Consider the following 13,848-nt stretch of genomic DNA (forward strand, 5'->3'; position numbering starts at 1 on the left):
GGCAGAGTCCGCGTGACCGCGGGGGGAAGCCTAGGTGAACGGGCGTCGGCGGGCAGGCCCGAATCCGACGGCCGCGAGCCCGGCGGCGGCGACGGCCCCGGCGAGCGCCGCGAGGCCCCACCCCAGCCCCGCGCCCGTGGCGACGGCGCCCACGAGCAGCGGCCCGCCGGCGTCGCCCGCCTCCCGCCCGATCTCCGCCGAGCCCATGGTGCGCCCGAGGCGCTCGGGCGGCGTGGCGTCGGCGAGGTGCGCGAACGCGAGGGGGGTGGACACGCCGATCCCGGCCCCTACGAGCAGCGCGGCCGCGTACACGCCCGCGGCGCCGGCGGGCAGGGGCATGAGGGGCACGACGGCGGCGATCCCGGCTCCCGCGGCGATCGCGCCGAGGCCCGCGAGGACGCCCGCACGGTCCGGGAGCCGGCCCGTGTCGCGGAGCCGCCCGATGCGCGGCTGGATGAGCGCCGAAGCGACGGCGAGCACGGTGACGGCCCCGACCGAGGCCGCGGTGCCGAGGCCGAGGTAGGCCGCGAGTGCGGGGAGGAACCCGACCGCGGCGCCGAGGGCCCCGGTCGAGGCGGCCAGGACGATGGTCGGCGCCAGGAACGAGCGCTCGCCCAGCTGCCGCACGAGGTCCGCGACCGTGTACCGGGGGCGGGGGAGCGGCTCGAGGCGCGGCATCGCCACCGCGACCCACACGGCCACGCCCACGGCCAGCGCGGCGAGCACGCCGAACAGGAGCGGGAACCCGCCCACGAGCAGCGCTCCCGCGCCCAGGAGCGGCCCGATCGCGTACCCGAGCCCCTTCCAGGACCCGTACCGGCCGAAGTAGTGTCCCGTGAGCGGGCCCGCGAGCCGGGCCACCGAGGCCGAGGACGCGGGCGAGAACGCCGATGCCGCCGCCCCCTGCCCGAGCCGGGCCACCGCGATCGCCCACGGCTGGAGGAAGAAGACGCCGACGAGGGACGCCGCCGCGAACCCGAGCAGGCCGCCCACCACCACGGGCTTGGGCCCCACCCGGTCCGCGAGGGAGCCGAAGAGCGGCTTGAGGAACACCTCGGCGAGGTCGTAGAGCGCGAGGACCGCGCCGAGCGTGAGGAGGCTGAGCGCGATGCCGCCCTCGTCGTCGCCCGCTGCCCCCAGCCCGGCCGAGGCGCCCAGGCCGGCGGCGATGCTGTGCGCGCCGAACGCGGTGGTGAAGCCGGCCGCGTAGAGGGGCACGACGGCGCGGCGGGGCGGCGGCGTGTGCGGGTGCGGGCGGGCGGGGGCCGCCTCGGGGCCGGCTGCGGTGGGCTTGCCGGCGCTGTCTGCCGCGGGACTCGGCTGGTGGTCTGCCACGCACCGAGTCTAGGCGCCATCGGAAGGGGGCGGGCATGCCGCGGCGCGGGCCCCGCCGAGGCAGCCCGCGCCGCTTCCCTGGTGGCCCGTGCGCTACGTCTCGTCAGGGGCGTGGCGTGTGAACAGCCAGCTGCACGCCATCATGACGAGCCCGAGCGCGGCGAACGCCCAGTTGTCCGCGAGGTTGAGGGCGAAGACGTTCGCTGCGCTCGCGGTGCCGACAGCGAATCCGTAGATGCCGAGCGCCACGTACAGGACGCCGGACCACAGCAGGAAGCTGCGGGCTCCGCTGTACGTGCGGGCCATGGTCAGGCCGACGGCGCCGACGATCAGGTGCACGATGTTGAGGAGCATGGAGACCTGGAAGACGCCCAGGAACATCGCGTGCGAATCGGGACCGATGAAGGCCAGGTCCCCGTAGGCGGCGGTGATGCCCGGGACGAACCCGAGAGCACCGACCAGCAGTGTGATGGCACCCGCGCCCATGGCCACGTTCTGGACGTCCCTGCGTCCGAAGTGCACGCCATGCGCATGGGATGCGGCGGTAGTCATTGTCTCCTCCGACCCTGTCACTGCCCACCCGGCGGGTGCCGCGCGGGCGCTGGTGCCCGATGCGCGCCGGCCCGTGACCGGGCCGGTGGAGGCCGCTGCGTCAGCGCCTTTATTCTACGACGCGTAGTGGCCTGCGTCACAGGGCTGGTGCGTCGAATCACAGGGCTCATCCGGGAATCGCGGGGTGCGTCCGGGAATGCCCGGCGGTGCGGGCCGGTTGCCGTGGTCATGACGATCGAGCATGCAGACCACCGCGACGCCAGCGCTGCCGAGGACTCCTCCGCGCCGCTGTCCGCGCTCTTCACCCCCTTCGACCTCGGCTCCCTGCACGTGCCCAACCGGTTCGTCATGGCGCCCATGACGCGGGAGTTCTCCCCGGGCGGCGTGCCGACGGACGAGGTGGCGGGCTACTACGCGCGGCGGGCCGCGGCCGGCGTGGGCCTGCTCATCACCGAGGGCGTGTACGTCTCCGAGGACTCCGGGCCCAGCACCCGTGTTCCGCGCCTGTTCGGCGAGGAGCAGCTTGCCGGGTGGCGGAAGGTGGTCGACGCCGTCCACGCCGCCGGCGGGAAGATCGCCCCCCAGCTGTGGCACCTCGGCGCCGCCCGCGGCGGCCACCCCGAGTACAGCCCGCACCTGCCCACTCTGAGCCCCTCGGGCATCGCCCCGAACGGCGCCGAACGCGGCCGCGCGGCGACGGTGGAGGAGCTCGCCCGGATCCGGGACGACTTCGCGCGTGCCGCTGCGGCCGCGAAGGAGACGGGGTTCGACGCCGTGGAGCTCCACGGCGCTCACGGGTACCTCCTCGACCAGTTCCTGTGGGAGGGCACGAACCGCCGCGACGACTCCTACGGGGGCTCGCTCGAGGCGCGGCTGCGCTTCCCGCTCGAGGTCGTCGCCGCCGTGCGCGAGGCTGTCGGCCCGGACTTCCCGGTCATCTTCCGCTTCTCGCAGTGGAAGTCCGGCGACTACGGCGCCCGTATCGCCGGCAGCCCCGAAGAGCTCGCCGCCGTTCTGCGCGCGCTCGCGGGCGCCGGCGTGAGCGTGTTCCACCCGTCCACACGCCGCCACTGGGAGCCCGCGTTCCCCGAGACAGGGGCAGCCGGGGCAGCGGACGCCCAGCTCGGCCTCGCGGGGTGGACCAAGAAGCTCACGGGCCTGCCTGTCATCACCGTGGGCTCGGTGGGCCTGGACAACACGTTCGAGGTCACGTGGCAGGAGGACGGCCGCTCGGACGTGCGCGGGCTCGAGGCGCTCCTGGAGCAGTTCGGCCGCGGCGAGTTCGACCTCGTGGCCCTGGGCCGCGTCCTCCTGAGCGACCCCGCGTGGGTCGCCAAGCTCCGGGACGGGCGCACCGAGGAGATCCGGCCCTTCAGCGCCGAGGACCGCCACCGGCTCTCCTGAGCCTCCGCCCGGCGCGGGTCCTGGGGACGGCCTGCCGGCGGCACCCGAGCGGGCGGTGGCCCGGCCCGCTGCGGCGGGGCACGCCGTCGTGCGCCCCCTGCCGCGCGCCCGCGCCGGTGCGCCTGAGCGCGGGGCCGGGCGGGGCGTGGCACAGTGGAGGGCGATGAAACTCCGCGCCGACCAGTCTGGGCTCCGCGGCCTGCCCATGCCGCTGTGGCTCCAGGGCGGGGTCGAGGCAGCCCAGGCCGTCCTGATCTCCGCCGTCCTCGCGCTCGTGCCCGTGGTCGCCGTGTGGGCCACGGGCGGGCTCGGGGACGCGGCGCCCGACGCCGTAGCGCGCCTGGGCGGGCAGGCCTGGCTCCTCGTCCACGGCGTCCCGCTCCAGCTCGCGGCCGCCGCCGGGGGCGAGGCAGGGGCGCCGGTGCCGAGCGTGCCGCTCTCCTTCGTCCCGCTGGGCCTGACCCTCATCCCGCTCCTGCTCGCGTGGAGGGCCGGACGCCGGCTGGCGCGCGCCTCCTACGCGGACAACCTGTGGCAGGCGCTCCTCGGCGCGGCCGCCGCCTACGCCGTCGCGGGATTCGCCACGGCGTTCGTCTGCCGGACCCCTGAGGTGGGGATCGGCGTCGCGGCCGCGAGCTTCATCCCGCTCGCTCCGGCGGGCCTGGGGCTTGTGATCGGGGCGCGGCGCGAAGCCGGGGCGTGGACGCGCCTGATCGGCGTGGACGCCGTGGACTGGATCTCCCGCACGGGCCAGTACTCGCGCTGGGCGGGCAGCTACCTGTGGGCCGTGGCGCGGGCCGGCTTCCTGGCCGCGCTGACCACGCTCGCGCTCGCCGCCGTCCTCCTCGCCGTGTCCCTCGCCGCCCACTGGGCGCAGATCGTCACCGTGTACGAGCGGCTCGAGGCCGGCGCAGTGGGCGGGGCGGCCCTGACCGTGGCGCAGCTCGGCTACGTCCCGAATCTCGTGGTGTGGACGCTCGGGTGGGCCTCCGGCGCCGGCGTCACGCTCGGGGCGGGGTCCACCGCGGGGGCGCTCGTGACCGCCGTCGGCCCGATCCCGCCGATTCCCGTGCTCGCCGCGATCCCCAGCGGGGAGATGCTCGTGGCCCCGGCGGCCCTCGTGCTGCCGGTGGTAGCTGGGACGCTCGGGGGATGGTGGTTCGTGCGCGAGGGCGAGGACCACTTCGACGAATGGCTGTCCATCAAGGTCCGGGCCCGCTGGTTCACCGCACCCGTCTCGGCACTGTTCCTCGGGGCGCTCGTGGGTGCCGTGGCCGGGGCGTTCGCTGCGGGGCTCGCGTGGGTTACCGGGGGGTCGGCGGGGATCGGGCGCTTCACCGAGCTCGGCGTGGACCCGTTCTGGATGTTCGCCTGGGTAGGCGGCGAGGCCGCCGTCGGGGCCTGCATCGGCTATGCGCTCGGGCCGTGGCTCGAGCACCGCCGCGCGGCCCGCGCCGCCGACGAAGAGAGCCGCCTCCCCGCCTGACCGCCGAGGTGGGGGCCCTGCCCGCCGAGATGGGGGCCTGGACCGCCGAGATGGGGGAGTGGGCCGCCGAGGTGGGGGTCCTGACCGCCGAGATGGGGGCCTGGACCGCCGAAGTGGGGGAGTGGGCCGCCGAGATGGGGGCCCTGCCCGCCGAAATGGGGGCCCCGCCCGCCGAGCGGCACCGCTCGGAGCCAGTCACAGACGTCGCGTCCTCATCCCCCCACGAGAAGTCCACCTATCGCGGAGAAGTCCGCCCGCGGCGGACTTTCCGGCCGTAACCGGACTTGCATGGCGCACTCGGAGCCAAGGCCTCAATCGGCGGGCAACAGCTCATTCCAGAGCTCACGACGCACCCGGCATTCTTGTCGGCGATCTAGACCCCATCGGGGACCAGACCCCGTTTGGGCGGTCACGCCCCGATCTCCGCGTTCAGGTCCCCCATTTCGGTGGCCCAGTCCCCCATTTCGGCGGCTCAGTCCCCCATTTCGGCGGTCCAGTCCCCCATTTCGGCGGTCCAGTCCCCCATTTCGGCGGAGCCGGATCGCCCGGACCGGCCCGTCGCCGCCGCTCCGCCCGTCACAGGGCCGGCTCCCGGCTCGCCGGTAAGGTTGGTCCATGCGCATCGTGGTCCTCGTCTCCGGCACCGGCTCCAACCTCCAGGCCGTCATCGACGCCGTGAAGGCTGGCGAGCTCGCAGATGTCGAGATCGCCGCGGTCGGCGCAGACCGCGAGGACACCTACGGGGTCGAGCGGGCCTCGGAGGCCGGGGTCGAGACGTTCGTCGTCAACTTCAACTCGTTCCCCACTCGGGCCGAATGGGACCAGGCGCTCGCGGACCGTGTCGCCGAGTACGCACCCGACGTCGTGGTCTCCTCCGGGTTCATGCGGATCGTCAGCGCGGACTTCATCGAGCGCTTCGGCGGCCGCTACCTCAACACACACCCCGCGCTGCTCCCCGCGTTCCCCGGCGCCCACGGCGTGCGGGACGCGCTCGCCTACGGTGTGAAGGTCACCGGCTGCACGGTGCACTGGGCCGACGCCGGCGTGGACACGGGCCCGGTCATCGCCCAGGAGGCGGTCGCGATCGCGGACGGCGAGGACGAGGAATCCCTTCACGAGCGCATCAAGGTCGTCGAGCGCCGCCTCCTCATCGACGTCCTGCGCGGCCTTGCCACCGGCAGCATCCCGGCCCCCGTGACGGTGCTCGCGGACTGAGCCGGGCCACCGGCGTCCCGGCCCGCCGCGCCGCACGCCCCCGCGCCCGGACACGCCGACGGCGCGCACCCAGCCGGGTACGCGCCGTCGTGCGCTGCGCTGGGGAGGGGACGCCCCGCGCGCCGAGTGCGTCAGAAGGTCGTGCCGACCGGGCCCGGGTCGACCTCGCCCCGCCAGGCGCCGGTAGCGCCGTGGTTCTCGACGAACTCCTTGAACTTCTTCAGATCGCTCTTCACCTGCGCGTTGTCCGCGCCGAACGCGGCACCGATCTTCTCGGTCGCCGACTCCGGGTTCCACTGGAACTCGACGTTCACACGGGTCTCGCCGGCGCCGAGGCTCTCGAACGTCACGACGCCCGCGTGCTCGACCCCGTCGAGGCTCGTCCACGCGATCCTCTGGTCCGGGAGCTGCTCGGTGATGACGGTGTCGAACTCGCGCGTCTGCCCGGCCACGGAGGTGGTCCAGCGCAGATGCGTGTCGTCCTGCTGCACCACGGACTCGACCCCGCCCATGAAGTGGGGGAAGGACTCGAACTGCGTCCACTGGTTGTACGCGGTGGTCACGGGGACGGCGACATCAATGGATTCCTGCACAGTAGCCATGCGTTGCTCCTCACGGGTTGGCGCTTGCTTCAGCAGCCGGCGCCCTGGGCGGGCGCCGTGCCAGCGGCCTCTTTCCGACCGTCGTCTGGAGGCTACCCGCCTCCGCTGGCGCTAAACGGGATGGGCGCACGACGGCGTGCTGCCGCTAGTCCAAGGTGCGCTGGCGCGTCTCCGGCGCGGACACCGCCATCCACACGACCGCGAGGACCACGAGCCCCGCGGCGAGCGCGAAGGACGCCGCGAGCCCCAGCCCGGGCCAAAGCCAGGCGGCGAAGACGAGCGGGCCCAGTCCGGCGCCGACGCGCGAGAAGGTCGAGGCCCAGCCGAAGCCGGAGCCGCGCAGCTCGGTCGGGTACAGCTCGGAGACGTACGCGTACAGGACGGGGATGGCCATCTGGACGAGGAACCCGTAGACGAGGAGCCACCCCACCGCGGCAGCCGGGACATCCACGGTCCACGCGACCACCACGAGGGTCAGCGCCGAGAGCGGGGCCGACACGGCCAGGATCGCCTTGCGCCCCACCCGCTCCACGAGCAGGGCGGCGACCACGACGCCGAGCAGGCCCGCCGCGGCCATGCCCGCCGTCGTGAGGAACGCGCGGTACTCCGCGAAGCCGGCGCCGATGAGGATGCGCGGCATCCACGTCAGGGCGAGGTAGTAGACCATGAGGATCGAGAAGAACAGCGCCCACGCGACCCCGGTGACCTTCCAGTCGAACCGCCACACCGCCTTGAGCTGCTCGCCCCAGCTGCCCATGGAGAGGCGCGGCGCGTCCTGGGGGCGGGGGAGGCGGTAGGCGGTGCGCTCGGCACCGGTGCGGTGGACGAGGTCGTCGATGACGGTGCGCGCCTCCTCGGCGCGGCCGTGGTGGACGAGGAAGAGCGGCGACTCCGGCACGCCGCGCCGCACCCAGAACACGAGAAGCGCGGGGAGCACCATGACCAGCATCGGCAGGCGCCAGTCCGCGAAGGCGCCCACGAGCAGGGCCGAGACGAACCCGCACAGCGCCGCGCCGACGGGCCACCAGCCGTCCATCGCCGTGAGCACGCGGCCGCGCTGCCGGCGGGGCGTGAACTCGCCCACGAGCGCGTAGTCCACCGGCACGCAGCCGCCCAGTCCGAACCCGGCAAGGAAGCGGAACACGCAGAACCACACGATGTCCGGGCTCAGGGCGCCGAGGACGGTGAAGAGGGAGAAGATGAGCAGGGTCGCGGTGAAGGCAACCTTGCGGCCGATCCTGTCCGCGATGGTGCCCCACATGAACGCGCCCACAGCCATGCCGATGAGGTTCGACGTGCCGATCCATGCCGCCTGGGCGGGGGCGAGGCCCCACTCGGCGGAGAGGAGGGGTATCAGGACGCCGTTGAGGGTGACGTCCCACGCGTCGAACATGAAGCCGAGGCCGCCGATGAGGAAGATCTTCCCCTGGACGCTCCAGCGCCAGGGGAGGTTCTGCACGATGACGTCCCCCGTGGGGAGCGCGGTCGAGGTGCTCATGCCAAAACCTTAGCCCCCTCCCGCCCCTCCGTTCCGGGTACACATCCGGACGCCCTTTCGGGCTTTCGGGTACAGCTCGCGCGGCTTTTCGGGCTTTCGGGTACAGCTCGGCGCGGCGTTTCGGGCTTTCGGGTACACGGCGTACGACGGCGAGCGGGCACCGCAGGCGACGGGGGCACCTCAGGTGCGGATCGCCGTCGTGCTTCGTCCCGGACCAAGAGGCACGTGCCCGGAACGCGGAAGAGGAGCCGTGATGTGTACCCGAAACGGTCAGGACGCGGCGGGATGTGTACCCGAAACGGTCAGGACGCGGCGGGATGTGTACCCGAAACGGGGCGGGCTAGTGCTTGGCGGGCTTGCGGTGCTTGCGGTCCAGGAGGAGGGCGAGCCCGATCGCGGCGAGCCAGACGTCCTTGGCCATCGCGGTCCCGGCCTGGGTGGGACGCACGCCGTCGGCCTGGGTGAGGCCGGGTGTCTTGGCGTAGACGCCGACGAGGCCGGTGCCGAAGGCGGTCAGGCCGAGCGCTGCGAGCTTCGTGGGCACGAAGGGGGCGAGGAGCGCGGCGCCGAGCCCGATCTCCGCGGCGGCGACGGCCTTGCCGAACTTCTCCGGCGGGAGCTGCTTGGCCTGCGGCACTGCGTTGGCGGCCATGTCCTGGAGGGTGGCGGCGGACTCGGAGTCGAGCGAGAGCTTGGAGACGCCCGAATTGAGGATGTAGGCGCCGGTCGCGAGGCGCAGGATGACGTGGCTGAGCTTGAATCCCATGGCTTCTCTCCTTGCCGGTGGTCTGGCCCGCGAAGGCCCGGTCCGCCATCAGCCTAGGCGATAGACTGGCCCGGACCCACCCCCTCTCTTCCGGAGCGTTCTGTGAGCCCTGAGTCCCCCGCGAGCACTGTCCAGCTGGACCGCGTCCCCCTGCGCCGAGCCCTCATCTCGGTCTACGACAAGACCGGTCTCGAAGAGCTCGCGACGGGCCTGCACGCGGCCGGCGTGCGGATCGTCTCGACGGGTTCGACGGCGAAGCGGATCGCCGCCGCGGGCGTCCCCGTCCAGGAGGTCGAGGAGGTCACCGGCTCGCCCGAGATGCTCGACGGCCGGGTCAAGACCCTCCACCCGCGCGTGCACGGCGGCATCCTCGCCGACCGCCGCGTTCCGGCGCACATGGAGACGCTCGAGCGGATGGAGATCGAGCCGTTCGACCTCGTCGTCGTGAACCTCTACCCCTTCGTCGAGACGGTGCGCTCCGGCGCGGGCCTGGACGACGTCGTCGAGCAGATCGACATCGGGGGCCCCGCGATGGTGCGCTCGGCCGCGAAGAACCACGCCGCCGTCGCGATCGTCGTGGACCCGGCCGCGTACGGGGACGTCGTCACCGCGGCGCAGGCCGGGGGCTTCGACCTGAAGGCACGGCGCCGCCTCGCGGCGAAGGCCTTCGCGCACACCGCCGCCTACGACACGGCGGTCGCGACGTGGACGGCGACGCAGTTCAAGGACGAGGACGGGAACGGAACAGTCGACTGGCCCGCCTACGCCGGCCTGGCCCTCGAGCGCTCCGAGGTGCTGCGCTACGGCGAGAACCCGCACCAGCAGGCGGCGCTCTACATGGACAAGGCCGCCCCGGCCGGGATCGCCCAGGCGGACCAGCTGCACGGCAAGGCCATGAGCTACAACAACTACGTCGACGCCGACGCCGCCCTCCGCGCCGCCTTCGACTTCGACGAGCCCGCCGTGGCGATCATCAAGCACGCCAACCCGTGCGGCATCGCCGTCGCGTCCCCGGGCGCCGCGGACGGAATCGCGGACGCCCACGCCAAGGCCCACGCGTGCGACCCGGTCTCCGCGTTCGGCGGCGTCATCGCGGCCAACCGGACCGTGACCCGCGGCATGGCCGAGACGGTCGCGGGGATCTTCACCGAGGTCGTCATCGCCCCGGACTTCGAGCCCGAGGCCGTGGAGATCCTCTCGAAGAAGAAGAACATCCGCCTGCTCGCGCTCCCCGAGGGCTACGGCCGCTACCCGACCGAGATCCGCCAGATCTCCGGCGGCGTCCTCGTCCAGGTCTCCGACACCCTCGGCGCCGACGGCGACAGCCCCGAGAACTGGACCCTCGCCGCCGGCGCGGCCGCCGACGAGGCGACCCTCGCGGACCTCGCCTTCGCCTGGCGCGCCTCCCGCGCGGCGAAGTCCAACGCGATCCTCGTGGCGAAGGACGGCGCCTCCGTGGGCATCGGCATGGGCCAGGTCAACCGCGTCGACTCCTGCCGCCTCGCGGTCGAGCGCGCCAACACGCTCGGCGTCACCGTGGAGTCCGACGTCGACGCCGCCGGCGGCGCCCAGGCGGCCGAGGCCGGTGCTGCCGCCGCCGCGGCGCCGGTCCGAACCCGGGGCGCGGTCGCGGCGTCGGATGCGTTCTTCCCGTTCGCGGACGGCCTGCAGATCCTCATCGACGCCGGCGTCACCGCCGTGGTCCAGCCCGGCGGCTCGGTCCGCGACGAGGAGGTCATCGCCGCGGCGGAGGCCGCGGGCATCACGATGTACTTCACCGGGGCGCGGCACTTCTTCCACTGACGGGAGCGCTCGCGCCTTACCTCCAGCACCCCGCGCACGACGGCGCGTGCCTGGCACAGTCGGGCACGCGCCGTCGTGCGCTGTGCGAACCGGCGCCACTGTGAAGCCGGCGGACGCGGGGCGGGGGAGCGCTCCGGTAGATTGGACCCGTTGATCTGGATGAAGATCCCCACCCAAGCAGCTCCACAGGGAGGCGCCCACCCATGGCCACCATCTTCTACACGCACACCGACGAAGCGCCGATGCTCGCCACCTATTCGTTCCTGCCGATCGTGAAGGCGTTCGCCTCGACCGCAGGCGTGGACATCGAGACGCGGGACATCTCCCTGTCGGGGCGCATCATCGCGGCATTCGGCGACTACCTCGCCGAGGAGCAGCGCGCCGCGGACGCGCTCGCGGAGCTCGGCGCCCTGGCGAAGACGCCCGAGGCGAACATCATCAAGCTCCCGAACGTCTCCGCGTCGATCCCGCAGCTCAAGGCCGCGATCGCCGAGCTGCAGGGCAAGGGCTACGCGCTCCCGGACTACCCGGACAACCCCTCCTCGGACGAGGAGACGGACATCCGCTCGCGCTACGACCGGATCAAGGGCTCGGCCGTGAACCCCGTGCTCCGCGAGGGCAACTCGGACCGCCGCGCGCCGCTGTCGGTGAAGAACTACGCCCGCAAGAACCCGCACTCGATGGGCGCGTGGAACGCCGACTCGAAGACGAACATCGCCACGATGGGCGTGGACGACTTCCGCTCCAACGAGAAGTCCGTGGTCATCCCGGCCGACGACGCCCTCACGATCCAGCTCGTGACTGAGGACGGCGCCGTCAAGGAGCTCAAGAAGGGCGTCAAGGTCCTCGCCGGCGAGGTCGTGGACGGCACGTTCATGAGCGCCGCCGCGCTCGACGCGTTCCTGGCCGCGCAGGTGGCCCGCGCCAAGGAGGAGGGCGTCCTCTTCTCGGCCCACCTCAAGGCCACCATGATGAAGGTCTCCGACCCGATCATCTTCGGCCACGTGGTCAAGGCCTACTTCTCCGAGCTCTTCGACACGTACGGCAAGCAGCTCGCCGCCGCGGGCCTGAGCCCGAACAACGGCCTCGCCTCGATCCTGGGCGGCCTCGAGGAGCTCCCCGAGGACGTCCGCGAGGGCGTCAAGGGCCTCATCGAGAAGGGCCTCTCCGAGGGTCCGGCCCTCGCGATGGTGGACTCGGACAAGGGCATCACGAACCTGCACGTCCCCTCGGACGTGATCGTGGACGCCTCCATGCCGGCCATGATCCGCACCTCCGGCCACATGTGGGGCCCGGACGGCCAGGAGCACGACACCCTCGCGGTCCTCCCGGACAGCTCCTACGCCGGCGTGTACCAGACCGTGGTGGACGACTGCCGCGAGCACGGCGCGTTCGACCCGACCACCATGGGCACCGTCCCCAACGTCGGCCTCATGGCGCAGGCGGCCGAGGAGTACGGAAGCCACGACAAGACGTTCGAGATCCCGGCCGCCGGCACCGTCCAGGTGCTCAACGGCGCCGGCGAGGTGCTCATCGAGCACGCCGTCCAGCCCGGCGACATCTGGCGCGCGTGCCAGACCAAGGACGTCCCGGTGAGGGACTGGGTCAAGCTTGCCGTGACCCGCGCCCGCGCGACCGGCGCGCCCGCCGTCTTCTGGCTCGATGAGGAGCGCGCGCACGACGCGAACCTCATCGCGAAGGTTCGTGAGTACCTCGCCGAGCACGACACGGAGGGCCTCACCATCGAGATCCTCTCCCCGGTCAAGGCCACCGCCTACACGCTCGAGCGCCTCCGCAAGGGCGAGGACACCATCTCGGTGACCGGCAACGTCCTGCGCGACTACCTGACGGACCTCTTCCCGATCCTCGAGCTCGGCACGAGCGCCAAGATGCTCTCCGTGGTCCCGCTCATCGCCGGCGGCGGCCTCTTCGAGACGGGCGCGGGCGGCTCCGCGCCGAAGCACGTGCAGCAGCTCGTCAAGGAGAACTACTTGCGCTGGGACAGCCTCGGCGAGTTCTTCGCGCTCGTGCCCTCCTTCGAGCTCTACGCTGAGCAGGCGGGCGTCCCGGCGGCGAAGGTCCTCGCGGACACGCTCGACCGCGCGACCGCGACGTTCCTCCTCGAGAACAAGTCTCCGGGCCGCAGGCTGGGCACGATCGACAACCGCGGCAGCCACTTCTACCTGGGCCTCTACTGGGCGCAGGAGCTCGCGCAGCAGACGGAGGACGCCGCACTGGCCGCCGCGTTCGCGCCCGTCGCCGAGGCGCTGGGCGCGCAGGAGCAGAAGATCGTCGAGGAGCTCCTCGCGGTCCAGGGCTCCCCGGCGGACATCGGCGGCTACTACCGCCCCGACGAGGCCAAGGCCTCCGCGGTCATGCGGCCCTCCGCCACGCTCAACGCGATCGTGGACGGCCTCGCAAAGTAGCGCACTCCTCAGCGCGCGGCCGGCTCGGCAGGCGCGCTGCAGCAGGACGCACGACGGCGCCCCGCACCCAGGCGATCATCTCGCCAGGGCGCGGGGCGCTTCGTTTCGGGTACAGATCGGGGCGCCCTTGGGCCATCTCGGGTACAGATCGGGGCGCCCACAGCCGTCTCGGGTACAGATCGGCGCGCCCTTGGGCCATCTCGGGTACAGATCGGCGCGCCCACAGCCCTCTCGGGTGCAGCCCCGCTCGCCGGCAGGCGACTCTGCGGACTTCCCCGTACCCGAAGTGGGCCTAGCGGCTGGTACCTGTACCCGAAATGGGCCTGGCGGCTGGTATCTGACACGTAGATAGTGGTGGGTTAGGACGCTGCGGCGAGAGTGACGGTGTACCCCATTGCTTCGAGTTGGTGGATGGCGCGGTTCTTGGCGCGGTTCGGATTGAGCCGGATGAAGTGTTCGGCTCCGAGCTCTTGGTAGAGGGTACCGGTGTTGCCCATATGCCAGATCGCGGTGAGGATCGAGCGCTGGGTGGCGACGTTGGCGCGTTGGGGGCCACGTCGGGAGGCTATTCGCCGGTAGCGGGCTCCGAGGAAGGTGTCCGGGTTCCTGCCGCAGACCATGGCGGCTGAGCCCAGGGCACCTTGGAGGTGGGGGTTTCCGGGGCGGGTGCGGCTGGACTTGACCCTTCCGGCGGACTCGTTCTGGCCGGGCGCGGTCCCGGCCCAGGAGGCGAGATGGTCGGGGGTGGGGAAGCGGCTCAT

At 72.7% G+C, this 13,848-nt stretch carries 11 protein-coding genes; 5 read left to right on the forward strand and 6 right to left on the reverse strand.

Annotated elements, in window-relative coordinates; translation table 11 throughout:
* Positions 1–30 precede the first annotated feature (30 nt).
* Positions 31–1,218, reverse strand: a complete 1,188-nt coding sequence (locus ABCQ75_RS10880) for an MFS transporter (RefSeq protein ID WP_345885406.1) — start codon at positions 1,216–1,218, stop codon at positions 31–33.
* Between the two features lie 210 nt (positions 1,219–1,428).
* Complete coding sequence (locus ABCQ75_RS10885; RefSeq protein WP_345885392.1) at positions 1,429–1,887, reverse strand: DUF4383 domain-containing protein; 459 nt, start codon at positions 1,885–1,887, stop codon at positions 1,429–1,431.
* Positions 1,888–2,115: 228 nt separating this feature from the next.
* Here ABCQ75_RS10885 and ABCQ75_RS10890 point away from each other — a divergent pair, with 228 nt between their 5' ends.
* The 3 genes from ABCQ75_RS10890 (at position 2,116) to purN (ending at position 5,992) form a co-directional block, all read left to right on the forward strand.
* Entirely contained in the window at positions 2,116–3,291 is a 1,176-nt protein-coding gene (locus ABCQ75_RS10890) for an NADH:flavin oxidoreductase (protein ID WP_345885393.1), read from the forward strand.
* Between the two features lie 163 nt (positions 3,292–3,454).
* A complete protein-coding gene (locus tag ABCQ75_RS10895; RefSeq protein WP_345885394.1) occupies positions 3,455–4,777 on the forward strand; it encodes a cell division protein PerM in 1,323 nt (440 codons plus the stop codon).
* Between the two features lie 615 nt (positions 4,778–5,392).
* Positions 5,393–5,992 (forward strand): phosphoribosylglycinamide formyltransferase, encoded by a 600-nt coding sequence (purN, locus tag ABCQ75_RS10900; protein WP_345885395.1) that lies wholly within the window; start codon positions 5,393–5,395, stop codon positions 5,990–5,992.
* A gap of 131 nt (positions 5,993–6,123) precedes the next feature.
* Here purN and ABCQ75_RS10905 read toward each other — a convergent pair whose 3' ends face one another.
* The 3 genes from ABCQ75_RS10905 to ABCQ75_RS10915 all read right to left on the reverse strand — a co-directional run bounded on the left by ABCQ75_RS10905 (position 6,124) and on the right by ABCQ75_RS10915 (position 8,858).
* Entirely contained in the window at positions 6,124–6,594 is a 471-nt protein-coding gene (locus ABCQ75_RS10905) for an SRPBCC family protein (protein WP_345885396.1), read from the reverse strand.
* 145 nt (positions 6,595–6,739) lie between these two features.
* Positions 6,740–8,092, reverse strand: coding sequence for an MFS transporter (locus ABCQ75_RS10910; RefSeq protein WP_345885397.1), 1,353 nt, complete (start codon positions 8,090–8,092; stop codon positions 6,740–6,742).
* Between the two features lie 340 nt (positions 8,093–8,432).
* Positions 8,433–8,858 (reverse strand): DoxX family protein, encoded by a 426-nt coding sequence (locus tag ABCQ75_RS10915; RefSeq protein WP_345885398.1) that lies wholly within the window; start codon positions 8,856–8,858, stop codon positions 8,433–8,435.
* A 102-nt stretch (positions 8,859–8,960) separates the two neighbouring features.
* Between ABCQ75_RS10915 and purH the strand changes: the two genes are divergently transcribed.
* Together purH and ABCQ75_RS10925 are read left to right on the forward strand one after the other, a co-directional pair.
* Positions 8,961–10,661 carry a bifunctional phosphoribosylaminoimidazolecarboxamide formyltransferase/IMP cyclohydrolase gene (purH, locus tag ABCQ75_RS10920; RefSeq protein ID WP_345885399.1) on the forward strand — a complete coding sequence of 567 codons (1,701 nt, stop codon included), beginning with the start codon at positions 8,961–8,963 and terminating at the stop codon, positions 10,659–10,661.
* A gap of 203 nt (positions 10,662–10,864) precedes the next feature.
* On the forward strand, positions 10,865–13,087 hold the full coding sequence (locus ABCQ75_RS10925; protein ID WP_345885400.1) for an NADP-dependent isocitrate dehydrogenase: 2,223 nt from the start codon (positions 10,865–10,867) through the stop codon (positions 13,085–13,087).
* Between the two features lie 359 nt (positions 13,088–13,446).
* On the opposite strand, the gene ABCQ75_RS10930 is transcribed toward ABCQ75_RS10925, so the two are convergent.
* Positions 13,447–13,848 (reverse strand): transposase (locus tag ABCQ75_RS10930; protein ID WP_345885401.1); only part of this gene is annotated, 402 nt, incomplete at its 5' end.

This window comes from Sinomonas halotolerans, assembly GCF_039615075.1.
Lineage (GTDB): Bacteria > Actinomycetota > Actinomycetes > Actinomycetales > Micrococcaceae > Sinomonas > Sinomonas halotolerans.

Bases quoted from the DNA above. Each gene is read 5' to 3' on its own strand.
- ABCQ75_RS10895 (WP_345885394.1), top strand. From the start codon at position 3,455: ATGAAACTCCGCGCCGACCAGTCTGGGCTCCGCGGCCTGCCCATGCCG.
- purN (WP_345885395.1), top strand. From the start codon at position 5,393: ATGCGCATCGTGGTCCTCGTCTCCGGCACCGGCTCCAACCTCCAGGCC.
- ABCQ75_RS10910 (WP_345885397.1), bottom strand. From the start codon at position 8,092: ATGAGCACCTCGACCGCGCTCCCCACGGGGGACGTCATCGTGCAGAAC.
- ABCQ75_RS10905 (WP_345885396.1), bottom strand. From the start codon at position 6,594: ATGGCTACTGTGCAGGAATCCATTGATGTCGCCGTCCCCGTGACCACC.
- ABCQ75_RS10925 (WP_345885400.1), top strand. From the start codon at position 10,865: ATGGCCACCATCTTCTACACGCACACCGACGAAGCGCCGATGCTCGCC.
- ABCQ75_RS10890 (WP_345885393.1), top strand. From the start codon at position 2,116: ATGACGATCGAGCATGCAGACCACCGCGACGCCAGCGCTGCCGAGGAC.
- ABCQ75_RS10915 (WP_345885398.1), bottom strand. From the start codon at position 8,858: ATGGGATTCAAGCTCAGCCACGTCATCCTGCGCCTCGCGACCGGCGCC.
- ABCQ75_RS10885 (WP_345885392.1), bottom strand. From the start codon at position 1,887: ATGACTACCGCCGCATCCCATGCGCATGGCGTGCACTTCGGACGCAGG.